This is a genomic window from Caulobacter sp. GW821-FHT09A05 (assembly GCF_059418465.1).
The window spans coordinates 1-25,696 of sequence record NZ_JBWKPX010000046.1; the positions used below are offsets into that span (position 1 = coordinate 1).

The following is a 25,696-nucleotide window of genomic DNA, read 5'->3' on the forward strand; positions in this document are numbered from 1 at the left end:
AGACCAAGATCAAGCGCGCCGGATGGGATGAAACCTTCCTGCTCTCACTCCTGGGTTATATGCGATAGCCCTGCCCCCGTGGGGGAGGCGATCGCGCAGCGATCGGTGGGGGGAGTTTTAGGATCGACGATCCAGGTCGCGGCGCCGGCCGATCACTCCCCCCTCCGTCGGCTGCGCCGACACCTCCCCCACGGGGGGAGGCGCTAGTTCGCCGAGCTCACCCCCGGCCGCCGCCACGCCCACGGCTGGGCCGCCTCGAGCTCGTAGGCCAGTTCGAACAGCGTCCGCTCGTCCCCGGCCCGGGCGGCGAACTGGACCCCCACCGGCAGGCCGTCGGCGGTCCAGTGCAGCGGGACGCTCATCGCCGGCGCGCCGGCCACGTTGTGCAGGGTGGTGTAGCCCACATAGGCGTTCAGCCGCTCGGTCAGGTCGGGGATCGCGACGGTCGGCGCCACCCAGCCCAGCGGCGCGGGCGGCTGGCCCAACACTGGCGACAGGATCACGTCGTAGCGCTCGAACCAGCGGTCATAGGCCCGGGCGTCGGCCTCGAGGCGGGCGACCGACTGCTCCAGCCCGCCGGCCGGCAGGCCGCGGAGCAGTTCGGCCAGGGCCAGGCTGAAGGGCTCCAGCAGGGTCTCGTCGGGCTGGCGGCCGATCGCCTGGGCGACGAAATCGACCAGCTCGCCTGCGGCGCTGGCCCAGACGGCCAGGAAGTCCAGGGCGAAGACCGGGCCATTGGTCGGCCACCGGGCGGGCTCTACCGCGTGTCCCAGCGACTCCATCAGCCTGGCGGCGGCCTCGGCGGCGGCGCGGACCTCGGCGTCCGGCTGGACGCCGAGCTGGGTTTCGGTGACCAGCCCGACCCGCAGTCGCCGCGGGCTCGGCCCCGCCACCCGGCCAATGGCGGGCAGGGGGCCGGCGGCCTGCTCGGTGGCCGCGAACAGGGCGGCGCTGTCGCGGACGCTGCGCGAGACGCAGTGCTCGACCGCCAGGTCGACCGCCCGCAACGGCGGCCGGCTGGGCAACATGCGGCCGCGCGACGGCTTCAGCCCGAACAGGCCGCAGCAGGACGCCGGAATGCGGATCGAGCCGCCGCCGTCGTTGGCGTGGGCGAAGGGCACGATCCCGGCCGCCGTGGCGGCCGCCGCGCCGCCGGACGAGCCGCCGCTGCTGTGCGCCGGGTTCCACGGGTTGCGGGTGGGCGGAAAGGCGACCGGCTCGGTGGTCGGCAGGAAGCCGTATTCCGGGGTCGCCGACTTGCCGATCACCACCAGCCCGGCCCGGTCGAAGGCGTCGCAATAGGCGTCCTGCGCGGCGGCGGGCGGCGAACCCAGCATGGACCGCGAGCCCGACCGGGTGGGCAGGCCGACATAGTCGTTGAGGTCCTTGACCAGGAACGGGACGCCGGCGAACAGGGCGTCCGGGTCCATCCGCCCCTGGTCGAGGCGACGCGCCTTGTCGATCGCCCGCTCGAAGTCGGCGGTGACCAGCACGCCCAGGGCGGGGTCCAGGGCCTCGGCGTCGCGCACGGCCTTCTCGACAACCTCCACGGCGCTGACCGCCTTGGTTCGGATGCGTTCGGCGATTTCGGTGGCGTCGGGCGTCCAGGACGCCTCCGAAGCCGGCGCGGCGGCGGTCAGGCCATGGCGAGTGTCCATCGGGTTTCCTCGGGCGTCCCGACGTCTCGGGCGCGTCGGTGAACGGTGATCACTGTGAACCGGAAGGCGCGCCGACCGCAAGTCGTGCTACAGGCCGCCGATGAAACGCAAACGCGCCGACATCCTGCTGGTCGAGACCGGCCTGTTCGACAGCCGGGCCAAGGCCCGCGCCGCCATCGAGGCCGGGGCGGTGAAGGCTGACGGCAAGGTGGTCACCAAGCCCTCGCAGGAACTGGAGCCGACCGCCGTGCTGGAGGGCGTCGCCGCCTTTCCGTGGGTCGGGCGCGGCGCCCTGAAGCTGGCCCACGCCCTGGAGCTTTGGCCGATCGCCGTCGAGGGCCGGGTCGCCCTGGACGTCGGGGCCTCGACCGGCGGCTTCACCGAGGTGCTGCTGTCGAAGGGCGCGGCCAAGGTCTACGCCGTCGATGTCGGCCGCGAGCAACTGCACCCCCGCATCGCCGCCGATCCGCGCGTGGTCGATCGCTCCGGCGTCGACGCCCGGACGCTGGACGAGGGCCATCTGGACGAGGCGCCCAGCCTGGTGGTCAGCGACGTCAGCTTCATCTCGGTGGAGAAGTGCCTGCCGGTGGCCCTGCGCCTGGCCGCGCCGGGCGCTGACCTGGTCAGCCTGATCAAGCCGCAGTTCGAGGCCGGTCGCGACCGGGTGGGCAAGGGCGGCCTGGTCAAGGACCCGCAGGTCATCGCCGACTGCATCGCCTCGGTGCGCGCCTTCGTCGAGGCGGCGGGCTGGACCGTGAAGGCCGTGGCGCCCAGCCCGATCACCGGCGGCGACGGCCAGGTCGAGCACCTGCTGTGGGCGGTGAAGGCCTAGCCAGCAAAAAGGCCGCCGGCGCGAACGCCGACGGCCCCAAGAGGATCGAATGAGAAACGACTAGCCTAGTCGACGACCTGGTAGCGGCCCGAGGCGTCGGGGCAGACCCGCACGAAGCGCTTCTGGGTGCGGCCGTCGGGCAGGTAGATCGGGCTTTCGGCCAGGGTGCAGCCGTTGGCGTCGGCCCGGCTGTCGGTCACGCTGTACGAGCGCTCGGACTCGTAGCTGTAGCCGTCGCGGCGGTCGTAGTCGCGATCGCCGTAGCGGCTGTCGCGATAGTAGCCGTCGTCCGGGCGGTCATAGCTGTTATAGGCGCCCTGGTTGTACGACGGCGGGGGCGGCGGAGGCGGGGCGGCGCCGGGGGAGCAGGCGGCCGAGTTGCGGCCGATGGCCGAGCCAGCGATCGCGCCGAGCACGCCACCCAGCACGGCGCCTTCGGTGCGGGCGCCCTTGGCGGCCACGCCGCTGCCGATCGCCGCGCCGATGCCGGCCCCGGCCAGGCCGCCGCCCGTGCCGCGCTGCGTCGTGCTGCGGCGGCAGGGATCGTAATAATAGCCGTTATTGTCATAGGCGCCCCCACCGCCGTAGGCGCCGGCGTTGCCGTAGGCGCCATAGGCCTGGGCCGAGGCCATCGTCGGGGCCAGAGCGCCGGCGAGGGCGGCCGCGGCGGCGACGCCGAGAACGGTCTTGAACATCATGAGAAACTCCTCCGACCGGGGCCGCCGAGAGTCGGACCCGCCTTGCGACCTAAATTGCCAAGTCTTTGATGAACGGACGTTGAGCGACCCGTTCATCTTCGTTCACGCGCATCCGCTCCGAATAGGGTATGGGAGCGTCCGAAATCTTGTCCGTGTCGATCATGGCGCGGGCATGGCGGGCGCCGTCCCGACCTTCATAACAGAAAATGGCGCGGACCGGTGAAGGTTCCGCCAGGTGAATTGGACTGTCCATGCGTGAACTGAGGATCCAGGCGGTCGGCGCCCAGGGCGACGGCATCGCCGAGGGCTCTTTCGTCCCCCTGACCCTGCCCGGCGAGCGGATCACCGCCGAGATGACCGGCAATCGCGGCGAACTGGTCGAGGTGCTGGAGCCCAGCCCCGATCGCGTCGCGCCGCCATGCCCGCACTTCGGCGTCTGCGGCGGCTGCGCCTTCCAGCACTGGGACGCGGCGCCCTATCTGGAGTGGAAGCGCGAGCAGGTGCGGTTCCAGCTGGCCCGCGAGGGGCTGGAGACCGAGGTGCTGCCGACCTTCGCCTCGCCGCCGGCCTCGCGCCGCCGCGTCGCTCTGCACGCCCGGGGCGGCAAGGGCGGGGCGCGGCTGGGCTTCAAGGAGCGCCGCTCGTGGAACCTGGCGCGGATCGAGACCTGCCCGGTGTCCAACCCCAAGCTGGTCGCGGCCTTTCCGGCCCTGGCCCGGCTGGCCGCGCCGTTCCTGGAGCACCCCAAGTCGGCCCCGACCCTGCACGTCACCCTGACCGCCACGGGGCTGGACATCGACGTCACCGGCGTTGAGGCCAAGAGCGGCGGCCTGTCGGCCGACGCCCGGGTCCGCGCGGCGATGATCGCCGGTGAGCACGACTTCGCCCGGGTCACCCTGGCCGGCGAGATGATCTACATGGCCCGCCAGCCGATGGTGAAGCTGGGCCCGGCCGTCGTCGCTCTGCCGGCCGGCGGCTTCCTGCAGGCCGTGCCCCAGGCCGAGACAGCCATGGTCGAGTTCGCGGTCGAGGCGGCCCAGGGCGCCTCGCGGATCGTCGACCTGTTCAGCGGCGTGGGCACCTTCACCTTCCGCCTGGCGCAGATCGGCGGGGTCTACGCCGCCGACAGCTCCGCCCCGGCCATCGCCGCCTTGAAGGGCGCTCTGGGCACGGCCAACGGCCTGAAGGCGATCACCGCCGAGGCCCGCGACCTGACCCGCCGGCCGGTGCTGTCGACCGAGCTGAACAAGGTCGACGTGGCCGTACTCGATCCGCCCCGGGCCGGGGCCTACGAGCAGCATGTCGAGATCGCCAAGTCCAAGGTGGCCCGCGTGGTCGGCGTCTCGTGCAATCCGGCCACCTTCGCCCGCGACGCCAAGGTGCTGACCGAGGCCGGCTTCCGCCTGGAGCGGGTCTTGCCGGTGGACCAGTTCCTGTGGTCACCCCATATTGAGTTGGTCGGCGTGTTTTCGCGGTAGACGAGTCCTTCTCCCTCGGGAGAGGCCGTCTTGGAGACGGTCATGGACGAGCGATCCGCCAAGCCGGGCGAGCCCCGGGAAGAGATTCCCAAGGGCCGCGGGGCGTTCACGCTGGACGGCGCCAGCCAGCGGGCCAGGGCGGCGGTCAAGGCCGCCTGGTGGACGGCGGCCGGGAGCGTCACCCGCGCCTTGGCCCAGCCGACGCGCGGCGAGGCCAAGACCCGGTTCGAACCGCAGGGCCCGCCGGTCTCGACCGCCCGGCTGCGCAAGGCCTATCTGACCGCCTTCGACAAGGACGCCGCCGACGTCGCCGCTGGCCTCTATCCGCCGACCGGGGACGGGCCGGGCAACCCGGCTGAAGCCTTCCGCCAGGCGCTGGACGTCATCGCCGACGCGCGTGCCGTCGACCAGCGCCGCCGCCGGGGCGACGGCGTGGAGGTGCGCGAGGAGCCCGGGACCGAGAGCTATCCCAACTACTACCGGCAGAATTTCCACTACCAGTCGGGCGGCTGGTTCACCGACGCCAGCGCCCGCCGCTACGAGGCCCAGGTCGAGGCGCTGTTCTCCGGCGCGGCCGGGGCCATGCGCCGACGGGCCCTGTCGCTGCTGGCCCGCCATTGGCGGGGCCAGGACCAGCGCGGACTGAAGGTGGTCGATCTGGCCTGCGGCTCGGGCGCGTTCCTGGCGGACCTGGACGCGGCCTTCCCCCGGGCCGCCATCGCCGGCGTGGACCTGTCGCGGGCCTATCTGGCCGCCGCTCGCAGCCGCTCGGGCCGGGGCGGGGTGCAGGCCAACGCCGAGGCCCTGCCGTTCGCCGACGCCAGCCTGGACGCCGTGACCTGCGTCTACCTGTTCCACGAACTGCCGCCGCGGGTGCGGCCGATCGTGGCCGCCGAGATCGCCCGGGTGCTCAAGCCCGGCGGGGTGCTGGCCTTCGCCGATTCGGTGCAGCCGGTCGACGAGCCCGACCTGTCGCGGCTGCTGGAGGCCTTCCCGGCCTATTTCCACGAGCCCTATTATTCGACCTACGCCCAGGCCGACCTGCCGGCCCTGTTCGGCGCGGCGGGCCTAAGCGTGGCCGGACGGGACCAGGCCTTCCTGACCAAGGCCCTGCTGCTCGAGAAACCCCGCTGAGCAACCCTGTAATCAACCCGCTCATGGCCATTGCCTAGCGCGGCGGGCTCCTGTATTCGAACCGACCTCTTCGCCGACGCAGCTTGCGTTGACCCGGATGGCCCGGTGGCGGAGTGGTGACGCAGCGGATTGCAAATCCGTGCACCCCGGTTCGATTCCGGGCCGGGCCTCCACCTTCCTCCGTTTTTTGACTGATGCCTTGCGCCGCATCGCCTGGCGGGCTCTTCAGGAAATTAGAACCCCGAATCGTTGTCATCCCGGAAAGCGCGCAGCGCTTGTCCGGGATCCAGGGGACTGGGCGGATACAGTGCAGCCGCCCTGGATCCCGGCCCTCCACTACGCTGCGGCCGGGACGACAACCTTGAGAGCGAGTTCCGGTTCTAAGTCTTCAGCAAGGCCTTCAACTGAGCCAGGCCACGCTCGGGCGGGCCGCCGTAGCCGATCGGCTCGACGAACCGGCCTTTGGCGTCGAACAGGTAGATGGCCGAGGAGTGGTCCAGCGTGTAGCCGCCGCCGTCGGTCGCCACCTTCTGGTAGTAGACACGATAGGCCTTGGCGGTCTTGGCGACGGCCTCCAGCGTGCCGGTGAAGCCCTGGATGCGGCGGTCGAAGTTGGAGAGATAGAGCTTCAGCTGCTCGGGCGTGTCGCGCTCCGGGTCGACCGAGACGAAGACCACATTCAGCTTGTCGGCGTCCGGTCCCAGCGCCTTCAGCCAGGCGGTCATCTCGGCCATGGTGGTCGGGCACACTTCGGGGCAATAGGTGAAGCCGAAGAAGATCGCCGTGGGCTTGCCCAGCAGCGACTTGTCGGTGACCGGCCGGCCGTTCATGTCGACCAGTTGGAAGGGCCCGCCGATCTGGATCGTCGAGCGCTGGCTGACCGGGGTGGCCGGTCTGTCGCAGGAGACCAGGGGCGCGCCGACGAGGGCTACGGCCAGGGCGACGGCTTTCCAGGGCCGCATCAGTGATGCTCCATCGACATGCCGTTCATCGCAGGAAGCGGTGCGGTCTTGACCGGCGCGGCCACGGTGACCGGCGCGGCGTTCCTGAAGCGCAAGGTCAGGGCGACCTTGGCGCCGGGCGTCAGCGCGATCTTCGGTCCGATGATCATCAGGTGCTCGGCCCCGGGCTTGAGGACGACGGGCTTGCCGGCGGGCAGGGCGACGCCGTCGGCCAGCTTGCGCATTCGCATCACGCCGCCGTCCGTCGACATGGTGTGAATTTCGGCGCGACCGGCGGCGGGGGTCTCGACCGCCACCAGGCGATCGTCGGCGCCGGCGGTCAGGGTCAGGTAGCAGCCGCCGGCCAGGGCGCCCTTGGGCGCGGCGCGGCACCAGGCGTCCGTGACCTTGACGGCCGGCGAAGCCGCGCTCGCGAGGGACGGGAGGGCCAGGGCGGCGACGGCGAGGGCGGCGAGGAAGGGTTTCATGATCGGGATCCTGTCTTCAGGGCGAGAGGGGGTCAGAACGACACGGTGACGCCGCCGAACACCGAGCGGCCGTCGCCCGGCCAGACGGCGGCCGTGGCGGGGGTCCACACCGTGGCGGCCTGGACGTTGGAGACATAGGCCTTGTCGGCCAGGTTGCGGGCGTCGAGGAACAGCGCGACCTTGTCGTTCAGCGTCCAGCCGGCGTTGAGGTTGAGGATCGCGTAGGACGGGGCGGCCTTGGTGTTCCTGTAGTCGATCCATGGGGCGGAGGCCGACCACTCGACCGACGGGGCCACGAACCAGCCCCCGGCGGCGCCATAGCGCAGCTCGGCGCGGTAGAAGGATTTGGGCACGATCGGCAGGCGGTTGTCGCCGTACTGGGCGTCGCCGTCGAAGCGGAAGTCCGACAGGGTCCAGGTCTGGCGCAGTCGCCAGCGCGGGGCCAGCGTCCAGTCGACCGCCGCCTCGATCCCCTGGTGGATCGTGCGGTCGGCGTTGAAGGTCGCGGCCGGGTGCTGGCTGTCGACCGCGAACTGCAGCAGTTCGTGTTGGAGATGGGCGCGATACAGCGTCACGTCGTAGGTGAACGGCCCGCGGTGGCCGCGCGCGCCGACCTCGCCCGTCCAGGCTTCCTGGGCCTGCACCGGGGCGAAGCCGACATTGGTCGGCGACAGGGCGCTGAAGTTCGGCGGCTCGACCGACCGGGTGACGTTGGCGAAGACCTGCGAGCCGTCGTCGCCTTGCCACAGCGCGCCGACGCGCGGTGAGACCCAGGCGTAGTCCTTGCCGGTCGCCAGGTTGAAGGTGGCGGCCACGCCGGGGACGGCGAAGCTGCGATAGTCGCGCTTGGCGGTTCCCCAGGTCAGGCCGCCGACCAGGGCCAGGTGCTCGGTGGCGAAGACCCGGCCCTCGGCGAAGATGTCGGCCGCCTTGGCGTTCTGCAGGGACAGCGACTGCAAGGCGCCGCGCGCACCCTTGACGTTGGTGTAGAAGGCCGAGTCCAGGTCGCCCTGGCGGTACCAAGCGCCCAGATAGGCGTCGGCCTTGCGCCCGCCCAGCACGCCATCCCAGTCCAGCCGGCCGAAGGCGCCGTAGTTGCGGCTCTGCTGGTCGATGACCTGGAAGATCGGGTGGTCAAGGTCCTTCCACACCGCATAGACCGCGCCCTCGAACATGGTGTGGTCGTCCAGCCGCCAGGAGGTGCGCAGCGAGCCGCGCAGGCCGCGCTGGTTGCGGCCCTGGTCGTTGGCGGCGCTGGCGGCGGCCGTCTGGCGCGGATTGGCGTCGAACTGGGCCAGGGTCAGGGAGCCCGGGATCTCCTGGCTGACGTTGGAGCCGTTGACGACGAAGCGCACCTCGCGGTCCTGGCCGAAGCTCCGGCCGATGTTCAGGGACCCGAACTGGATGTTTTGCTGGCTCTGCGAGCGCCAGCCCTGGCCGGTCTGGTTGGTGGCGGCGGCGTAGACGTCCCAGTCGCCGGATTGGCGGGCCAGGGCCAGGTGCTCGCGCAGCAGGCCGTACGAGCCGCCGTCGAGGCGGACCTGCTCCTCGAACCCGGCGTCCCGGCCGGTGGGCGTGACCATGTTGATCGCCCCGCCCAGCAGGGCGCCGCCGAACCGCAGGGCGTTGCCGCCGCGATAGACCTCGGTGAAGCGGGTGTTCAGCGGATCGGCGACCTGGCTGTCGCCAAAGCCGTCGGCCTCGTTCAGCGGCACGCCGTCCTGGGCCAGCAGCAGGCCGCGATTGTGACTGGCGTTGCCGATGCCCGAGCCGCGGATCGACAGGCGCACGTCGCCGCCCCACTTGCGCTGGGCGTAGACGCCGGGCGCGTCGCGCAGCATGTCGTCCAGCGCCAGGGCCTGGCGGTTGGCGTAGGACTCCTGGGAAATCACCGAGACGCCGCCCGGGGTTTCGGACAGCCGCCGGCGGGCGGCGGCGACCACGGGCGGATCTTCCGGGTCGGGGCGGGCGGTGACGATGACGGAGCTGACTTCGCGGGCGGACTGGTCGTCGTCCGGGGCGGCCAGCGCGAAGCCGGGCAGGGCGAAAAGGGCGGCCGTGGTGGCCAGCAGGAGAGACTTCATCTGATCTGGGTCCTTCGGCGCGCGACGGGGCGCGGCCGTGGGCGGGCTGAACGGTGCGGGGACGCAACGCGCGAAGGCGATCGCCGGGCAGGAGCCGGGCGAGGGCCGCGCGAGCGGGCCGGCCGCCAGGGCGGCCGGGCGCTAGATCAGCAGGCTGGGAGGACCTCGGGCCGGCAAGGGCGGCGCGGCCAGGCCGCGGCCGGGCGCGGGATCGACGGCGCGGGCCACGGCCGTCGGGCGATAGGCGACGAACTCGACCTTGGCGACCGCCAGCGCGCTGGGCGGCGGCGCGGCCGTTCCCTGGCTGGCGAAGGGGCAGGGCGAGTCATGGCCCGGCTTGTCGGCGGGCGACTTGTCGTGATGGTCCAGGGCGTCGCCCGGCTGGACGACCAGCGGCCCCTGGCCGGTGCAGAGGACCAGGGCGAACGGCAGGCCGTTCCTCGGCTCGCCCGACGTCATGAAGCCCGCGGGCGCCAGGACTTTCAAGGCAAGCGCCAGGATCGCGAGCGCCAGGAAGGCGCCGCGGGTCCAGGTCCGGCCAAGGCTCGGCGAGCGGGTCACGCGCCGGCTTTATCGCAAGCGTTCGGACAAGGCTACTAGGGGGTGACCCTGACCATCACCACGCCGTGCGAGGCCACCGGCGCGGCGAACCGCCCCTTCATCTTGCCCAGTGATTTCTTGGCCCACAGATCGCGGACCTCGGCCTGGAGGCTGGCCGGATAGCCCAGCTCGGTCCAGTTCACGGCGATGGTCTGGGTCGCCGCGCCGCGATTGAACAGGATCACCGCCCGGCTGCCGTCGGCCAGCGGCTTGGACCAAACCTCCAGGTCGCCGTCGTCGCGGACACGGCGGCCCTGGACGCCCAGCGGATCCTGGTTCACGGCGATGACGTCGGTGTTCAGGAGGATCGCGCGGGTGGCCTCGTCCATGTTGGCGATGTCGTTGCCGGCGATCAGCGGGGCGGCCATCAGCGCCCAGAGGCTGAAATGCGACTGATATTCGGTGTTGGTGAGGCCGCCATTGCCGACCTCCAGCATGTCCGGGTCGTTCCAGTGGCCCGGTCCGGCGAACGGATGGAGCGGTTCGTTGACGTCGAGGATGGGCAGGACTCCCAGCGAGTAGTCATGCTTGCCGTCCCACTTGTCGGTGATGTCGCCGGTCGTGCGCCACAGGTTGCCCACGTTCGCGGCCCACAGCCACGGCTTGGCCGTGCCCCACTCGCACATCGAAAAGACGATGTCGCGGCCGGTTTCCCGCAGGGCGTCGGCCATCAGGGTATAGGCCTCCTCGGCGTTGCGCGTGCCCGTCGAGCACCAGTCGTACTTCAGATAGTCCACGCCCCAGTCGGCATAGGTCTTGGCGTCCTGGAACTCATGCCCCTGGCTGCCGGGCCGGCCGCCGCAGGTCAGCCGGCCGGCGTCAGAATAGATGCCGAACTTCAGGCCCTTGGAATGCACATAGTCGGACAGCGCCTTGATGCCGCTGGGAAAGCGCTTGGCGTCGTGGGTGATGAAGCCGCCGGCGTCGCGCGGGCCGTGCCAGCAGTCGTCGATCACGATGTATTCGTAGCCGGCCGCCTTCATGCCGTTGCCGGCCATGGCGTCGGCCATGCGGCGGACGGTCTGCTCGTCGATGTTGCAGGCGAACTTGTTCCAGCTGTTCCAGCCCATCGGCGGGGTCTTGGCCAGGCCGTTGGCGACCCGGGGCGGCGGGGTCTTGTCGGCGGCGCAGGCCAGCGTCGGCGAGGCCAGGGCCAGGGCCAGCGCGCCCATCATCAGGCGGACCGAACGCTTGAGCGCGATGGACATGGGGGCTTCCTCCCGGAACGAGGCGATGGCCGGCGGCTCGGCCGTGACGGGCTTGTTCGCGAGCGCTCCGACGCCCCGCCCGGGTCGGCGTCCGGTCGGCGACCTGACGACGGACGTCGCGGATGTGCTCCAGGTTGCTCGCCAGGTCAAGCTCGCCCATCAGGCCGTCGCCGGTCTCTTCGCCGCCCGGTGGCGTCGGGGACGAGGCGTGCGGAGGCGTGATCGGGCCCGGGCTCGGCTAGTTGAGCCGGGGCTTTTTCAGCAGGGCGTTGCGGTCGACCGAACGAATCTCGACCTCGAAGACGTCCTGTTCGCGCTGGATCCGCAGGGGGACCGTGACGCCGGCGGGGCCCTGGTCCCACAGGGCGGTGTAGAACTCGGCCAGGTCGGAGACCTCGTCGCCGGCCACGGCCAGGATCAGGTCGCCGGCGCGCAGTTCGGCCCGGGCGGCCGGGCTTCCTGGCGAAACGCCGACCAGCACGACGTGGGATTCGGTCTCCTGGGCGAAGACGCCCAGCCAGGGGCGAGGCGGATGGGCCGGCTTGCCGCGCGCCAGGTCGTCCAGGATCGGCGGCAACAGTTCGGCGGGCACGAACAGGTTCATCGGCTTGGCGCGGCCGTCGCGCGACTGTCCCGCCAGGCTCAGCGAGCCGACGCCGACCAGCTCGCCCTCGGGGCCGATCAGGGCCGCGCCGCTCCAATGCGGGTGGGCGGGTTCGGTGATGATCGCCTCGTCCAGCAGATACTCCCAGTAGCCGGCGAAGGGCATGCGGGTGAGTACCTGGCCGGCGGCCGCGTGGGCGCGTCCGCCGGCCCCGGCGATGACGACCGGGCTGCCGGGATCCAGGCCCTTGGAGGCGCCCAGGCGCAGCGCCGGCAAGCGCAGAGGCTCGAGCGCCTGCACCAGGCCCAGCCCCGTCTGGCTGTCAAAACCCAGCACGTGGGCCTCCACGCGCCGGCCGTCGTTCAGCGTCAGCACGACCTGGCTGGCCTCGGTGATCAGATAGGCCATGGTCAGCACCAGGCCGTTCTCGCTGATCACCACGCCGTTGCCCAGCCGCTCGGTCCCGAGGATCCGGGCCGTGAAGGCGTCGGCCGGGACCTGGGCCTCCAGGGCGACCACGGAGGACAGCGCGCGATCAAGGTCGAAGGGGTAGGCGCTGGCGGCCGGGCGCAGCCGCGCCTCGACCTCGTGTCCTTGGAACGGTGAAGGCAAGTCGATCTCCTGTCGGAGACTCAAATCTGGGGCTCGGCGACGCGGGAACAAGAGGGGGTGGTCGCTTAGGCCGCCAGGGCCGAAAGATCGGCCGGGCGTTCCTGGCGGCCGCGGCGCCATCGGCTGGGCGTCTGGCCGACCAGGCCGCCGAAAGTCCGGCAGAAATGGGCCTGGTCGGAGAAGCCACAGGCCAGGGCGATCTGGGCCAGGGTGTCCCGCGTGGTCAGCATCAGGTGCTTGGCCCGGACGATGCGCCGCTCGATGATGTAGCTCTTGGCCGATTGCCCGAAGCTTTCCTTGAAGGCGTGCGAGAAGTAGCTGGGGCTCAGGCGAACCGCCGCGGCCACGTCGCGGACCTGCAGGTTTCGATCGCGGTTCTGGTCGATGAAGGCCTTCGCGGTGCGCACCTGCCAGGGCGCCAGCCTTCCGGTCTGCGGGTCGCGGGACAGGCGCTGGACCTCGGCCTCCAGGAGTTCGCTCGCGCGGTGCACCAGTTCCCGCGCCGTGTCGGGATCGCGATCGAAGGCGCGCGAGGCGTCGGTGACCAGGCGCGCCAGGATCAGGGTCTGGTCGCGGGGCAGGGTGGAGGTCCGGTTCGCGTCCGAGGAATTCATGTCCAGCTCGCCGCCTCTCTTCCGAAACCTGTCGCGCGGGATCGCATCAGGTTCAGTTTCGATTTTGCTAGCATTGGTCGTGCCGTGCCGCAATGGCGCGGTGTAAATCTCAGCTGTAGTTAAGCTTAGGAGGTCTGTGGATCGTGTGACGTCTTGCCGTAATTTTTGACTGTCGGGCCTGTTTTCTATCGGGCGCACGGTCACATGAAGTGATGGCGAGGTGTTTTTCGACAATCAGCGATGGTTTTCGGCAAGACCCGGGGCGAGCGCCGCCTCGCGAATCCGCGAGGCGGCGGCTCTGGCGTCGATCAGGCGTCGCCGTCGGCGATATCGGCCAGGAGGCCGTTGATCGGCTCGTCGTTGAAGCTGGTGACGTTGTGGCCCGTGTCGATCACGCCGACCTTGGCGACATGCGGGGTTTCGACTTCGGCTTTTTCGGCCTTGTCGTCGGGCGTGGTGGTCATGGGAGCCTCCTCTGCGAGGGAGCCGGACGCCCTTCGCCCGACGCGCCTCGCGGCAAGCTTGGCACGAACCCGCGCGGCTGTCAGCGAAGGCGATCGAGCGGCGCGGAAAAGCGGCGGGGCGCCCAGAAACCGTCCGGCGTCCGCCTCGGCTCGGGCATTTGCGTTCTTGAAATGTTCTCTTGATCGGTTCATGATCGGCCCATGGTCGTTCCCGCCAATCTTCCCGGTCACCCGCCGTCCAGCGCGCGGGGACGCGGGGCCAAGTCCAATCGCACCGGGCGCTTCGAATCCCAGGTCAGCGAAGCCTTCAACGACGGCTGGGGCGAAGAGGAGGAGCCGGCCCAGATCGCCACCACGCTGCAGCCGATGAAGTCGCGGACCATCATCGCCCGAAACGACAGTCCCGACGTCGGCTTCGAAAGCTCGATCAATCCCTATCGCGGCTGCAGCCACGGCTGCATCTACTGCTACGCCCGGCCGGCCCACGCCTATCTGGGCCATTCGCCGGGCCTGGATTTCGAGACGAAGATCTATTTCAAGCCCGAGGCGGGCAAGCTGCTGGAGCGCGAGCTGTCCAGGCCGAAATATGCGCCCAAGGTCATCCATATCGGCGGCGACACCGATCCCTACCAGCCCGACGAACGCAAGCTGCGGGTGACGCGGGCGGTGCTGGAGACCCTGGCGCGGTTTCGCCACCCGTGCTCGATCATCACCAAGTCGAACCTGATAACCCGCGATCTCGACATCCTCGGGCCGATGGGCCAGGCGGGGCTGGCGCGGGCGGCGGTGTCGATCACCAGTCTGGACCACCGGCTGTCACGCAGCATGGAGCCGCGCGCCGCCACGCCGAAGCGCCGGCTCGACGCGGTGCGCCAGCTGACGGCGGCGGGCGTGCCGACCACGGTGATGTTCGCGCCGTCCATTCCATCGCTGAACGACCACGAGATGGAGGCCGTGCTCGAGGCCGCCGCCGCCGCCGGGGCGACCACCGCCGGCTATGTGGCCGTGCGCCTGCCGCTGGAGATCAAGGACCTGTTCGAGGAGTGGCTGGCCGCCGAGCATCCCGACCGCGCCCGGCGGGTGATGTCCCTGGTCCGCCAGATGCGCGGCGGCGCGGCCTACAGCACCGAATGGGGCAAGCGGATGACCGGCGAGGGACCGGTGGCCGAGGTGATGAGCCAGCGCTTCAGGCTGGCGCGGACGCGGTTCGGCCTCGACCGCAAGCTGGCGCCGCTGGACCTCTCGCAGTTCGCCGTGCCGGCCAAGGCCGGGGACCAGCTGTCGCTGTTCTAGGCGGGTTCGTTCTAGGCCGGGTTTCCCGTCAGCCGCAGGCCGTCCGCGCTGACCGTGACCCCGACGTCCGAATAGTCGGCGAGGGCGGGATGGGTCGTCTCAAGCCGATGGCGATGGGCGGCGGTGATCACGACGACGTCCGCCCCCGCCGCTTCGGCCGCCAGGATGCCGGCGGGGGCGTCCTCGAACACCAGGCAGGCTTCGGCGGCGACGCCAAGGCGTTCGGCGGCCAGGGCGTAGCCGTCGGGCGCGGGCTTGCCACGCGTCACGTCCTCGGCGGTGACCAGCACGGCGGGGATGGGCAGGCCGGCCGCGCCCAGCCGACGCAGGGCCAGTTCGCGCTGGGCCGAGGTGACGACCGCCCAGCGCGTCGCGGGCAGGGCGTGCAGGAACCTGTCGGCGCCCGGGATCGGGACGACGCCTTCGATGTCGGCGACCTCGGCCCGCAGGACCGCGTCCACCTCGCGGTCCAGGTCGATATCGGCGAGGTTCTGCCGGCGGATGGTCTCCTCGGCGCGCACGCCGTGGATGGTGGGCAGGAAGGCTTCGACGTCGAGGCCGTGGCGTAACGCCCACTCGCCCCAGACCCGTTCGGCCACGGCGATGGAGTTGAGCACCGTGCCGTCCATGTCGAACAGGAAGGCGGCGTAGGTCTTGGAAGGGATCATGGCCCGCCTATGCCATGCTTCGGCCGGCCAAGTCTCGGCTTGACCCGCGCTTCGCCGGATCGGAAGCAGGGGGCATGATCACCGTCGTCCTGCCGACCCGCAACAGCGCCGCGCGCCTGGTCCACGTCCTGCCCCTGCTGGTGCCGGCCGCCGTCGACGGTCTGGTCAAGGCGGTGGTGTTCGCCGACGCCGGCTCGACCGACGCCACCCTGGCCATCGCCGAGGACAGCGGGGCGCGGGTGGTCCAGGCGACGGGAGACGCCGGCGCGCGGCTGGCGGCCGGCTGCGCGGCGGCCCGGAGCGCCTGGATCCTGGCGCTGGGCGAGGACCTGGTCCTGCCCGACGCCTGGCGCACGCCGGTCGAGGCCCACCTGGCGGGCGGCGGCGGCAGGCCGGCCTGGATCGCGGCGCAGGGGCCGTTCGGCTTGCCGGGACGTCCCCTGGCCGTGCTGGCGTCCCGCGATGCCGTCGCGGCGGCCGGCGGCTTCAAGCCTGGCACTGATCCGCTGAAGGCGCTGCTGGGGCGACTGAAGCCGAAGGCCGTGCGGCTGCGGGTTTAAGGATGCGCCGCGCCTCAAGATGCGCTCGTCATTCCGGGCCTTGTGCCCGGAACCCCTCTTTCCGCCGCAAGTGCGGGAGGGGCGGTTCGCTGGCGAACCGCTTGCACTTCACGTGCGAACTGAACCAGGGGTTCCGGGCACAAGGCCCGGAATGACGGGATTAAAGGGTAAGGGTCACTTTCGACCCTTAGCGGACTTATCCGTTCAGCGTGATATCATGTCATCGTGAGCGATAACGCCCTTTGCGGCTGGCCGCTCAACTTTGGGGACGCTATTGGCAAACGAAGAAACTGCGGGCTTCAGCCATTGGTCCGAGCCGTTGATGACTTCGCCAGTCTTACCCGATCCGGTGCTGCTGTCGCTTGGTCGAATTTCCTCCGACTTCGCGGTCATCGAACAGAATCTCAAAGACCATGAGGCCTACATGGACGCTGCGTCTACGGCCTGGGGTTTCACCGCAATCAGCAAAAGCTGGAAGAAGCTGGCCTTGGCTCGCTACCCGGCGCGCCGGGCCGAGATCGAACAGATCGCTCATCGCCTCGATCTCCGAGCCCAGGCGCGCAACTGGGCTGTACACTGGGTTTGGTCTATCGAAGGCGAAGAGTTGCTCGGGGCCTCGAAGAATTACTCGTACCAACGACCACCAGTCCCAGTTGACCGTATTAAGACAACGATCTCAGCGCTGGGCGAGCAAGCGGACCTCGTCACGGAGATCCGTCAGCGGGTGCTGGAGCTGCTTTCGCTTTTAAGGGTGGATGAAGACGATCTAATCGAAGCCTAACACCCGTTGAGACGATCGCCTTGGGGCGGCGGCGATTTATAGCCCTCCTGATTTAGCGACCGATATCTTGGTGCTAGAGCGCCTAGCGTGATGCTGATTTCGCGTCAGGTTCGGAGCTAGTTATGAGACGCCCAACCCTCACCCATAGCTGACCTTTCAGCAAGTCCGTTGGAAGCCATCGTCAGCGACCGTCAGAGCGCCGGGCCGCCTACTGGTCCAGCCGGAAGTCGATCACCCGCGCGCCGCTGGCCACGGCGTCCAGGGTCTTGGTCTCGGCGCCCATCAGCTTGCGATAGGTCCAGTACGAGGCCATGACCTTCTCGACATAGTTGCGGGTTTCCTGGGCCGGCAGGCTCTCGATCAGCAGCAGGGGATCGCAGTCGGCGCCGCCCAGCTGCTGCTGGGTCTTGATCAGCGTGCCCGGGCCGCCGTTATAGGCGGCGACGGCGCGGAACAGGTCGGGGCTCTGCAGGCCCCGGTCCATCAGCCAGGTGAAATAGTCCTGGCCGACCCGCAGGTTGAAGCTGGGGTCGAGCAGGGGGGAGGTGTCGGCCAGCAGCTTGTCGTCGCCGGCCGCGCGGGCGGCCGCCACCGGCATCAGCTGCATCAGGCCCACCGCCCCGGCGCCCGACATGGCGTAGGGGTCGAAGCGGCTTTCCTGGCGCACCAGGGCGTAGACCATGGCCTTGTCGATCGTGAAGCCGCCCTTGGGCTCCAGAGGGGGCAGGGGATAGTCCTCGCCGCCGACTCGCTTGACCGCGCGGCCGGCGTTGAGCGGGGCCTTCTCGTTCAGGGCCAGGGCCAGGTCGGTCCAGTCGCCCCGGGCCTTGGGATCGTCGCTGGCCAGGGACAGGCCGGCGCGCAGCTCCTGGCCGGCTTCGGCCCAGCGGCCGACCTGGGCCAGGGCGGCGGCGCGGCGGGCGCGGGGATCGGCGGCCAGCAGGCGGGCCAGGGAGGCGGTGTCCGGGCCTTCGTAGGAGACCTTGGTCAGCAGGGCGGCGATCGGGTCGTCCTGGGCCAGGGCCTGGCCGGCCAGGGCCAGCTGCCGGGCGGCGATCATGCCGTAGAAGGTGTTGGGCGCGCGGGCGGCCTGGCCGAGCAGGTCCTCGACGTCGCCGGACTGGCCGCCGGAGGCCGCCGAGCGCGCGGCCCAGAAGGCGGCGGCCGACCGCAGCCATTCGTCCTGGCCTTCGTCGTCGGCGACCCGTTCGAAATAGGTCCGGGCCTGGGCGTAGGCCTCCAGCCGGAAGGCGGCGAGGCCGGCGATCCAGGGCTCGCGGGCGGCCTGGGCCAGGGTCAGAGCCCTTTTCACGTCGCCGGAATAATAGGCCTCGCGGGCCGCGCGGCCCCGGTCGCTGGGCGCGGAGGCCTTCACGCTGGCCACGAACAGCACCGGGGGCTTCGGCGGCGCGGCGCGGGCGGGCTTGCGCCTGACCGCCAGGGCGTAGACCCGCTCGGCCCCGGCCTGGTCGCCGTAGGACTCCAGCCAGCGGCTCAATTCGTCATAGGTGGCCGCGTGGGCGGTCGGATGCATGATCCGGGCGAAGTCCAGCGGGCCGCGCAGGCTCCTGTCGCGGGCGTTGGCCTGGGCGGCCTCGGCGGCGTCGAAATCACCGTGGTCGGCGGCGGCGAAGGCGGCGCGATAGAAGCGGGCGTCGGCCTCGGACAGCGGTTCCAGCGCCGAGGCATGGGCGCTCATGGGGGCGCTGAAAGCGGCCGCAAGACAGAGTACGAAGGCCGAGATGACGGCCAGGGGGCGAGCCAAAAGCTGCAATGCATTTTGCGCGCCCTTGCCTCGACGAGGCTCCCCGACGCGTCCCGTGTCCAACTGGTCGCCCGAATCTCTAATTGGGACGCTCGGGACGATCAAGCCTCTCGCTGAGCATAAGCATGTCGGCCCAGGCCTTCTTCTTGGCCGCCGGCTGGCGCAGCAGGAACGCCGGATGCAAGGTGGGCAAGGCCGGAAGCTCGTTCTGGCCGTCGCTGGACGTCCATTCGAACCATCGTCCGCGCAGCGACAATATGCCCTCGTCGCGGCGCAGCAGGCTCTTGGCCGAGGCGCCGCCGACGAGGAGCAGGATCTTCGGCTGGACCAGCGCAATCGCCCGCTCCAGGAACGGCGCGCACACGGCCTGCTCCTGCGGGGTGGGGGTGCGGTTGCCCGGCGGGCGCCAGAAGACGGTGTTGGTCACGAAGGCGCGGTCCAGCACGCCGGCGGCCTTCAGCATGCGGTCCAGCAGTTGGCCGGCCCGGCCGACGAACGGCGCGCCCTGCAGGTCCTCGTCGGCGCCGGGGGCCTCGCCGATGATCATCAGCGGCGCGTCGGCGGGACCGCGCGAGACCACGGCCTGGCGGGCGCCCTGGGTCTTCAGCGGGCAGCCGTCGAAGGCGGCGATGGCGGCGGCCAGGGCGGGCAGGTCGGCGCAGGCGGCGGCCAGGGCCCGGGCCTCGGCCACGGCGGCGCCCAGGTCGGGGCCGCGTCCGAAGGCCGGCGTGGCGACGGGGGCGACGACCGCCGGGGCGGTCGCCTCCTTGCGGGCGCGCAGCAGGGCCGCGCCCTCGGCCAGGCGATCGATCGGATCGTCCGCGTACGACGCCTCAACCCCCGCATCGGCCCAGAAGGCGAGCAGGCTTTCCATGGCGCGCGGATCGACGGCGAGTTCCATCCGCTCCTCATAGTACGAAGTTTCCCCGGTCGCCACGCCGAGGCCGCGCTGCATCGCAGCAAAAACATCCGTTTATTTCTTGACCACCCCGGCGTCACGTCACGATAAGCTTCGACTCAAACAGCAAGAACGCGGGCCGCGTGCGCCCGGGGCGGGAGATGCCATGAGCGAAGCGCTCGAACGCGAGTCGATGGAATACGACGTCGTCATCGTCGGCGGCGGACCGGCGGGCCTGTCGGCCGCCATCCGGCTCAAGCAGCTGGCCGCCAAGGCCGGGACCGAGGTTTCGGTGGCGGTGCTGGAAAAGGGCTCGGAAGTCGGCGCCCACATCCTGTCGGGCGCGGTGATCGATCCCAAGGGCCTGGCCGAGCTGTTCCCCGACTGGAAGGAACGCGGCGCGCCGCTGGAAACCCCGGTCACCAAGGACCGTTTCCGGCTGCTGGGGCCCCAGGGCGACCTCAGTCTGCCCATGTTCGCCATGCCGCCGTTCATGCACAACCACGGCTGCTACATCGCCTCCCTGGGCAATGTGAGCCGCTGGCTGGCCGCCCAGGCCGAGGAGCTGGGCGTCGAGATCTATCCGGGCTTCGCCGCCTCGGATCTGGTCTGGAACGCGGACGGTTCGGTGAAGGGCGTGGTAGTCGGCGTCGTGGGCGTGGCCAAGGACGGCCACCACAAGCCCGACTACAACCCCGGCATGGAGCTGCACGGCAAGTACGTGTTCATCGCCGAGGGCGTGCGCGGCTCGCTGGCCAAGCAGTTGATCGCCAAGTTCGATCTGTCGGCCGGCAAGTCGCCGCAGAAGTTCGGCATCGGCATCAAGGAACTGTGGCAGGTGCCGCCCGAAAAGCACCAGCCGGGCCTGGCCGAGCACACCACCGGCTGGCCGCTGGACAACCAGACCGGCGGCGGCAGCTTCATGTACCACTTCGGGGACAACTACGTGGCCATCGGCTATGTCGTGCACCTGAACTACAAGAACCCCTGGCTGTCGCCGTTCGACGAGTTCCAGCGCTTCAAGCACCACCCGGCGGTCAAGCCGCACCTGGAAGGCGGCAAGCGCATCGCCTACGGCGCGCGGGCCATCACCGAGGGCGGCTACCAGTCGGTGCCGAAGCTGACCTTCCCGGGCGGCGTGCTGATCGGCTGCTCGGCCGGCTTCGTCAATGTCCCGCGCATCAAGGGCAGCCACAACGCGGTCAAGACCGGCATGCTGGCCGCCGACGCCGCCTTCGAGGCCCTGGCCGCCGGGCGGGGCGGCGACGAGCTCACCGCCTACCAGGACCTCTACGAGAACTCCTGGGTGGCCAAGGAGCTGAAGGTCGTCCGCAACGCCAAGCCGCTGCTGGGCAAGTTCGGCACCGCCCTGGGCGGGGCGCTGGGCATGTTCGACATGTGGTGCACGCACCTGTTCGGCGGCTTCTCGTTCTTTGGCACGATGCAGCACGACAAGACCGACGCGGCCTCGACGGGCCTGGCCAAGGACTACAAGCCGCTGGTCTATCCCAAGCCCGACGGGGTGATCAGCTTCGATAAGCTGAGCTCGGTGTTCATCTCGGCCACCAACCACGAGGAAGACCAGCCCGCCCACCTGACGCTGAAGGACCCGTCGATCCCGATCGCGGTGAACCTGCCCCAGTACGGCGAGCCGGCGCGGCTCTACTGCCCGGCGGGCGTCTACGAAGTGCTCTACAACGAGCAGGGGACCGATCCGCGCTTCCAGATCAACGCCCAGAACTGCGTCCACTGCAAGACCTGCGACATCAAGGACCCGTCGCAGAACATCGTCTGGACCACGCCTGAGGGCGGCGGCGGGCCGAACTATCCGAACATGTAGGCCCCTTGAACATCGGAGGGCGCGGCTCGAAGTCTCGGGCCGCGCCTTTTTGTTGCGGCGCGCCCGGAAACCGATGAGGGTGCGGACATGACGCGTATCAAGCTGCTTCTCGCCCTAGTTTCGGCCTCGGCCCTGACCGCCTGCGCCGCCACCGCCCCGGGTCCCGACCTGCGCGGCAAGGTCGCCACGGACTCCGGCTGGGGCTCCAGCCGCTCGGCCTATGGTCAGTTCCTGGCCGGGCAGGCGGCGTTGCAGAACGGCTCGAACGCCCAGGCCGCGACCTATTTCGACGAGGCGCGCCAGCTGGACGAGGATCCTGGCGTCCTGGCCGATCGCGCCTTCACCGCCGCCCTGTTGGCCGGCGACGTGCCGCGCGCCGCCGCGATCGCCCCGCGCGGGACCGACGCCAACGAACAGGTGCGCCGCCTGGGGGTCCTGACCCGGGTGGTCGAGCTGATGGCCAGCGGCAAGGGCCGCGACGCCCAGACCGTGCTCAAGACCGAGACCCTCGGCTTTCCCCATCGCCCGGCCGCGGTGCTGCTGGCGCCCTGGCTGGCGGCCGCCGCGGGCGACAACAACGGGGCCGTGGTGCGCCCGGAACTGCAGGGCGACCGGTTCGTGCAGTTTTTCGGCCAGCTGAGCCAGGCGCGCCTCTACGAACGCGCCAAGCGCTATGACGAGGCCGAGACCGACTACAAGGCGCTGATGGCGATCGAGAACGCCCGGGGCCTGTTCGTCCAGGACTACGGCGCGTTCCTGGAGCGCCGCAAGCGCCACGCCGACGCCGTGGCGCTCTACGACGAGGCCCTGGCGCGCGATCCGGACGATCAGGGTCTGCAGAAGGACCGGGCCCGGGCGGCGGCGCGTGGGCCCGCGCCGGCCATGCCCACCGACAAGCAGGGCGCGGCCCATGTGCTGGTCGCCTGCGCCGCCAGCTTCGCCAGCGAGCGCCAGAGCCAGTTCGGCCTGGCCTATCTGCGCCTCGCCCTGCGGCTGGACCCCAAGCGCGACGACGCCTGGCTGCTGGTCGGCGACCTGCTGGCCCAGGACGATGACGCCCCCGGGGCGCGCGAGGCCTACGCCAAGGTGGCCCCGACCTCGACCCGCTACGGGGCGGCCCAGTCCAAGCTGGCCTGGAGCTACCAGACGACCGGCGAGAAGGACAAGGCCGTCGCCCTGGCCCAGCAGGCCGCCGCCGCCGCGCCCAAGGACCGCGACGCCCAGATCACCTATGCCGACCTGCTGCGGGCCAACGAGCGCTGGGCCGAATCGGCCGCCGCCCTGGATCCGCTGATCGCCGGCCAGGGCGACAAGCCCGACTGGCGACTGCTCTACATGCGCGGCATCGCCCTGGAGCGGGCCGGCCGCTGGAACGACGCCGAGCGTGACCTGCTGACCGCGGTCAAGCTCAGCCCGGACGAGCCCGACCTGCTGAACTATCTGGGCTATTCCTGGATCGACCGCGGCGTACGCCTGCCCGAGGCGATCGCCATGGTCCAGAAGGCCGTCGACGCGCGGCCGCAGTCCGGCGCCATGCTCGACTCCCTGGGCTGGGGCTACTACCGCCAGGGCGACTACAAGACCGCCGTGGCCAAGCTGGAGCAGGCCGTCGAGCTGGAGCCGGGCGATCCGGACGTCAACGGTCACCTGGGCGACGCCTACTGGCGCATCGGCCGGCGGGTCGAGGCCCGCTACCAGTGGCAGCGCGTGCTCAGCCTGGAGCCGGATCCGAAACAGAAGGCCGAGGCCGAGGCCAAGCTGAAGGACGGCCTGGGTCCGAGCGGCCCGGCGGCCTCGACCTCGGTGGCCAAGGCGGGGTAGGGGCTTTCCCGTTCCATTCCCCCTGCAAGGGTAAGCCATGCGCCTCGACGCCTTCGCCCCGGCCAAGGTCAATCTGTTCCTGCATGTCGGCGGGCCCGACGCGGCCGGCTATCATCCGATCTCCAGCCTGATGCTGTTCGCCGACATCGGCGACCGGGTCAGGCTGCAGACGGCCGACGCGCCCAGCTTCGAGGTCGAGGGGCGGTTCGGCCGCGAGATCCCGCTGGACGAGGGCAATCTGGTGGTGCGGGCCGCCCAGGCGCTTCACGCCCGGCTGGGCGGGCCGGTCCCGCCGTTCCGCCTGATCCTCGACAAGGCCCTGCCGATCGCCGCCGGCCTGGGCGGCGGCTCCAGCGACGCCGGGGCGGCCCTGCGGCTGCTGCGCCAGGCCCTGGCCCCCAACCTGCCGGACGCCGACCTGGAGGCCGTCGCGGGCGAGCTGGGCGCGGACGGCGCGGCCTGCCTGTGGGGCGCGCCGGTGATGGCCCAGGGCCGGGGCGAGCGCCTGTCTCCCGCGCCGGACCTGCCCGAACTGCATGCGGTGCTGGTCAATCCGCTGGTTCCGTCGCCGACGGGCGCCGTCTACCGCGCCTATGACGCGGCCGTCGCGCCGGAGGGCGAGGCGCCGCCGCCGCTGCTGGACGGGCTGGCGAGCGTGGAGGAGGTCTGCGCCTGGCTGGCCGGCTTCACGCGCAACGACCTGCAGGCGCCGGCCGTGGTCCTGGAGCCGCGCATCGGCCAGGTCCTTGACCTGCTGGCCGACGAGCCGGAGACCCTGCTGGCCCGGATGTCCGGTTCCGGGGCCACCTGCTTCGCCCTGTGCGCCGGCGATATCGAGGCCGAGGGCCTGGCCGAGCGGATCGAGCAGATGCGGCCCGACTGGTGGGTCAGGCGCTGCCGGCTGGGCGGGCCGTTCGCATGACCGTCGTCGTGCTCGGCGACGAGTGGGACCGCGCGCTGATCACGCGGACCGTCGACGTCCTCGAGGCGATGGGCGCCCGCCTGGTCGACAAGTTCGGTGGAATCGCCGGGTCGCAGGAGATCGGCGTCCAGGTCTGGGACCTGGAGGGACAGGCCATCCGGCTGGAGGCCGAAACCTATATGGGCTTTTCGATCGAGGCCCCGGACCCGGTCCTCGCCGAGGTGCGGCGGCGGCTGGCCTGACGAAGCTTCCGCCCAAAGGAAAAGGCCCGGAAGCCAAAGCTTCCGGGCCTTCCTTTTGGTCTTCCGAACCCCAGCCTTAGCTGTGGTAGGCGCGTTCGCCGTGCTCGGAGATGTCCAGGCCTTCTTCTTCGGCTTCCGGCGAAGCCTTCAGGCCGATGATCAGCTTGATCACGAAGAAGACGATCGCCGAGGCGATGGCTGACCAGACGATGGTCAGGCAGACGCCCTTCGCCTGGATCAGCAGTTGGGCGAGCGGCGTGTACGAAGCCAGGGCGTCGCAGGTCGAGATGTCGCCGTCCTTGGCGCAGGTGGTGTAATCGACGATGCCGGCGCCGCCCCAGGCGGGGTTGACCAGCAGGCCGGTGGCCAGGGCGCCGACGATGCCGCCGATGCCGTGGATGCCGAAGGCGTCCAGGCTGTCGTCGTACTTCAGCGCGTTCTTCACGATCGAGCAGAAGAAGATGCAGATCGGCGAGACGACCAGGCCCAGGATCACCGCGCCCATCGGGCCGGCGAAACCGGCGGCCGGGGTCACGGCGACCAGGCCAGCCACGACGCCCGAAGCCAGGCCCAGGGCCGACGGCTTCTTCTTGGTGATCCACTCGACGACGATCCAGGACAGGCCGGCGGCGGCGGTGGCGACGAAGGTGTTGATCATCGCCAGCGAGGCGTAGCCGTTCGATTCCAGGTTGGAGCCGGCGTTGAAGCCGAACCAGCCCACCCACAGCAGGCCGGCGCCGACCAGGGTCAGGGTCAGGGAGTGCGGCGGCATCGGCTCCTTGCCGTAACCTTGGCGCTTGCCCAGGATCAGGGCGCCGACCAGGGCGGCGATGCCGGCGTTGATGTGCACCACGGTGCCGCCGGCGAAGTCCAGCGCGCCCCAGGCCCAGATCTGGCCGGCCTTCACCGTGCCCGTGGGGTCAAGCGCGATGGCGTTGGGACCCGGCCACCACCAGACCATGTGGGCCATCGGGTAGTAGGAGAGCAGGGGCCACAGCACCGCGAAGGCGACGATGGCGGCGAACTTCATGCGTTCCACCAGCGAACCGACCACGAGGGCGGCGGTGATGGCGGCGAAGGTGGCCTGGAACGAGATGAAGGTCAGTTCGGGGATCACGACGCCGGTCGAGAACGTGGCGACGTTGCTGGCCGGGGTCACGTCCTTGAGGAACAAGCGCCCCAGGCCCCCGACAAACTTGTCCAAGCCGCCGCCGTCGGTGAAGGCCAGGCTGTAGCCCCACAGCACCCAGGCGACGAAGCCGATGATGGCGACGGTCGAGACCTGCATCATCACCGACAGCATGTTCTTGGAGCGGACCAGGCCGCCGTAGAACAGGGCCAGGCCGGGCAGGATCATCAGCAGGACCAGCACGGTCGAGACCAGCATCCAGGCGTTGTCGCCCTTGTCCATCTTGTCGACGATGGCGGCCGGGGCGGCGGCGGCCGGAGCCGGGGCGGCGGCGGGCGTCGCGGCGGGGGCCGGCGTGGCCG

25 protein-coding genes and 1 tRNA gene are annotated in these 25,696 nt (G+C 70.5%); 11 read left to right on the top strand and 15 right to left on the bottom strand.

The genetic code is table 11. The features are described 5' to 3' along the window. Positions 1-203: 203 nt before the first annotated feature. A complete protein-coding gene (locus tag AC07NX_RS25050; RefSeq protein WP_494645675.1) occupies positions 204-1,658 on the bottom strand; it encodes an amidase in 1,455 nt (484 codons plus the stop codon). A gap of 100 nt (positions 1,659-1,758) precedes the next feature. Between AC07NX_RS25050 and AC07NX_RS25055 the strand changes: the two genes are divergently transcribed. After that, complete coding sequence (locus AC07NX_RS25055) at positions 1,759-2,490, top strand: TlyA family RNA methyltransferase (RefSeq protein WP_494645677.1); 732 nt, start codon at positions 1,759-1,761, stop codon at positions 2,488-2,490. Between the two features lie 65 nt (positions 2,491-2,555). Here AC07NX_RS25055 and AC07NX_RS25060 read toward each other — a convergent pair whose 3' ends face one another. Both AC07NX_RS25060 and AC07NX_RS25065 read right to left on the bottom strand, forming a co-directional pair. Next, on the bottom strand, positions 2,556-3,188 hold the full coding sequence (locus tag AC07NX_RS25060; protein WP_494645679.1) for a hypothetical protein: 633 nt from the start codon (positions 3,186-3,188) through the stop codon (positions 2,556-2,558). Between the two features lie 49 nt (positions 3,189-3,237). Then, complete coding sequence (locus tag AC07NX_RS25065) at positions 3,238-3,441, bottom strand: hypothetical protein (protein ID WP_494645681.1); 204 nt, start codon at positions 3,439-3,441, stop codon at positions 3,238-3,240. On the opposite strand from AC07NX_RS25065, the gene AC07NX_RS25070 reads away from it, so the two are divergent. The 3 genes from AC07NX_RS25070 to AC07NX_RS25080 all read left to right on the top strand — a co-directional run bounded on the left by AC07NX_RS25070 (position 3,440) and on the right by AC07NX_RS25080 (position 5,973). Continuing rightward, on the top strand, positions 3,440-4,666 hold the full coding sequence (locus tag AC07NX_RS25070; RefSeq protein WP_494645683.1) for a class I SAM-dependent RNA methyltransferase: 1,227 nt from the start codon (positions 3,440-3,442) through the stop codon (positions 4,664-4,666). The two genes, AC07NX_RS25065 and AC07NX_RS25070, sit on opposite strands and share 2 nt — an antisense overlap. Positions 4,667-4,708: 42 nt before the next feature. After that, the gene (locus AC07NX_RS25075) at positions 4,709-5,800 is read left to right on the top strand and encodes a class I SAM-dependent methyltransferase (RefSeq protein ID WP_494645685.1); all 1,092 of its coding nucleotides are present in this window, start codon (positions 4,709-4,711) and stop codon (positions 5,798-5,800) included. A 99-nt stretch (positions 5,801-5,899) separates the two neighbouring features. Further along, a tRNA-Cys gene (locus AC07NX_RS25080) sits at positions 5,900-5,973 on the top strand. A gap of 207 nt (positions 5,974-6,180) precedes the next feature. Here AC07NX_RS25080 and AC07NX_RS25085 read toward each other — a convergent pair. The 8 genes from AC07NX_RS25085 to AC07NX_RS25120 all read right to left on the bottom strand — a co-directional run bounded on the left by AC07NX_RS25085 (position 6,181) and on the right by AC07NX_RS25120 (position 13,415). Further along, positions 6,181-6,762, bottom strand: a complete 582-nt coding sequence (locus tag AC07NX_RS25085; protein WP_494645687.1) for an SCO family protein — start codon at positions 6,760-6,762, stop codon at positions 6,181-6,183. Further along, positions 6,762-7,229: a copper chaperone PCu(A)C gene (locus tag AC07NX_RS25090; protein ID WP_494645689.1), complete on the bottom strand. Its 468-nt coding sequence runs from the start codon at positions 7,227-7,229 to the stop codon at positions 6,762-6,764. The genes AC07NX_RS25085 and AC07NX_RS25090 overlap by 1 nt, the downstream gene beginning before the upstream one ends. 32 nt (positions 7,230-7,261) lie before the next feature. Further along, positions 7,262-9,313 carry a TonB-dependent receptor family protein gene (locus AC07NX_RS25095; RefSeq protein WP_494645691.1) on the bottom strand — a complete coding sequence of 684 codons (2,052 nt, stop codon included), beginning with the start codon at positions 9,311-9,313 and terminating at the stop codon, positions 7,262-7,264. Between the two features lie 141 nt (positions 9,314-9,454). Next, on the bottom strand, positions 9,455-9,874 hold the full coding sequence (locus tag AC07NX_RS25100; RefSeq protein ID WP_494645693.1) for a DUF2946 family protein: 420 nt from the start codon (positions 9,872-9,874) through the stop codon (positions 9,455-9,457). 35 nt (positions 9,875-9,909) lie between these two features. Beyond that, positions 9,910-11,121: a glycoside hydrolase family 27 protein gene (locus AC07NX_RS25105; RefSeq protein ID WP_494645695.1), complete on the bottom strand. Its 1,212-nt coding sequence runs from the start codon at positions 11,119-11,121 to the stop codon at positions 9,910-9,912. A gap of 238 nt (positions 11,122-11,359) precedes the next feature. Beyond that, the gene (locus tag AC07NX_RS25110; protein ID WP_494645697.1) at positions 11,360-12,337 is read right to left on the bottom strand and encodes a S1C family serine protease; all 978 of its coding nucleotides are present in this window, start codon (positions 12,335-12,337) and stop codon (positions 11,360-11,362) included. Positions 12,338-12,402: 65 nt separating this feature from the next. Beyond that, positions 12,403-12,951 (bottom strand): helix-turn-helix transcriptional regulator, encoded by a 549-nt coding sequence (locus AC07NX_RS25115; protein ID WP_494645699.1) that lies wholly within the window; start codon positions 12,949-12,951, stop codon positions 12,403-12,405. A gap of 308 nt (positions 12,952-13,259) precedes the next feature. Continuing rightward, positions 13,260-13,415, bottom strand: coding sequence for a hypothetical protein (locus AC07NX_RS25120; protein WP_494645701.1), 156 nt, complete (start codon positions 13,413-13,415; stop codon positions 13,260-13,262). A 201-nt stretch (positions 13,416-13,616) separates the two neighbouring features. Here AC07NX_RS25120 and AC07NX_RS25125 point away from each other — a divergent pair, with 201 nt between their 5' ends. Then, positions 13,617-14,708: a PA0069 family radical SAM protein gene (locus tag AC07NX_RS25125; protein WP_494645703.1), complete on the top strand. Its 1,092-nt coding sequence runs from the start codon at positions 13,617-13,619 to the stop codon at positions 14,706-14,708. Positions 14,709-14,719: 11 nt separating this feature from the next. Here AC07NX_RS25125 and AC07NX_RS25130 read toward each other — a convergent pair whose 3' ends face one another. Further along, positions 14,720-15,376 carry an HAD-IA family hydrolase gene (locus AC07NX_RS25130; protein WP_494645704.1) on the bottom strand — a complete coding sequence of 219 codons (657 nt, stop codon included), beginning with the start codon at positions 15,374-15,376 and terminating at the stop codon, positions 14,720-14,722. Between the two features lie 74 nt (positions 15,377-15,450). Between AC07NX_RS25130 and AC07NX_RS25135 the strand changes: the two genes are divergently transcribed. Both AC07NX_RS25135 and AC07NX_RS25140 read left to right on the top strand, forming a co-directional pair. Further along, positions 15,451-15,936, top strand: coding sequence for a glycosyltransferase (locus AC07NX_RS25135; protein ID WP_494645706.1), 486 nt, complete (start codon positions 15,451-15,453; stop codon positions 15,934-15,936). 274 nt (positions 15,937-16,210) lie between these two features. Beyond that, complete coding sequence (locus AC07NX_RS25140; RefSeq protein WP_494645707.1) at positions 16,211-16,717, top strand: hypothetical protein; 507 nt, start codon at positions 16,211-16,213, stop codon at positions 16,715-16,717. 208 nt (positions 16,718-16,925) lie between these two features. Here the strand turns inward: AC07NX_RS25140 and AC07NX_RS25145 are convergent, their stop codons facing one another. Beyond that, a complete protein-coding gene (locus AC07NX_RS25145; RefSeq protein WP_494645708.1) occupies positions 16,926-18,416 on the bottom strand; it encodes a lytic transglycosylase domain-containing protein in 1,491 nt (496 codons plus the stop codon). Between the two features lie 145 nt (positions 18,417-18,561). Then, positions 18,562-19,383, bottom strand: coding sequence for a uracil-DNA glycosylase (locus tag AC07NX_RS25150; protein ID WP_494645710.1), 822 nt, complete (start codon positions 19,381-19,383; stop codon positions 18,562-18,564). Between the two features lie 163 nt (positions 19,384-19,546). Between AC07NX_RS25150 and AC07NX_RS25155 the strand changes: the two genes are divergently transcribed. The 4 genes from AC07NX_RS25155 to AC07NX_RS25170 all read left to right on the top strand — a co-directional run bounded on the left by AC07NX_RS25155 (position 19,547) and on the right by AC07NX_RS25170 (position 24,205). Continuing rightward, a complete protein-coding gene (locus tag AC07NX_RS25155; RefSeq protein ID WP_494645711.1) occupies positions 19,547-21,220 on the top strand; it encodes an electron transfer flavoprotein-ubiquinone oxidoreductase in 1,674 nt (557 codons plus the stop codon). A gap of 87 nt (positions 21,221-21,307) precedes the next feature. Then, the gene (locus AC07NX_RS25160) at positions 21,308-23,041 is read left to right on the top strand and encodes a tetratricopeptide repeat protein (RefSeq protein WP_494645712.1); all 1,734 of its coding nucleotides are present in this window, start codon (positions 21,308-21,310) and stop codon (positions 23,039-23,041) included. Positions 23,042-23,078: 37 nt separating this feature from the next. Next, positions 23,079-23,963 (top strand): 4-(cytidine 5'-diphospho)-2-C-methyl-D-erythritol kinase, encoded by an 885-nt coding sequence (locus AC07NX_RS25165; RefSeq protein ID WP_494645713.1) that lies wholly within the window; start codon positions 23,079-23,081, stop codon positions 23,961-23,963. Then, the gene (locus AC07NX_RS25170; protein WP_494645714.1) at positions 23,960-24,205 is read left to right on the top strand and encodes a hypothetical protein; all 246 of its coding nucleotides are present in this window, start codon (positions 23,960-23,962) and stop codon (positions 24,203-24,205) included. The genes AC07NX_RS25165 and AC07NX_RS25170 overlap by 4 nt, the downstream gene beginning before the upstream one ends. Before the next feature lie 76 nt (positions 24,206-24,281). Here the strand turns inward: AC07NX_RS25170 and AC07NX_RS25175 are convergent. Further along, a partial coding sequence (locus AC07NX_RS25175) for an ammonium transporter (protein ID WP_494645716.1) occupies positions 24,282-25,696 on the bottom strand: 1,415 nt, incomplete at its 5' end.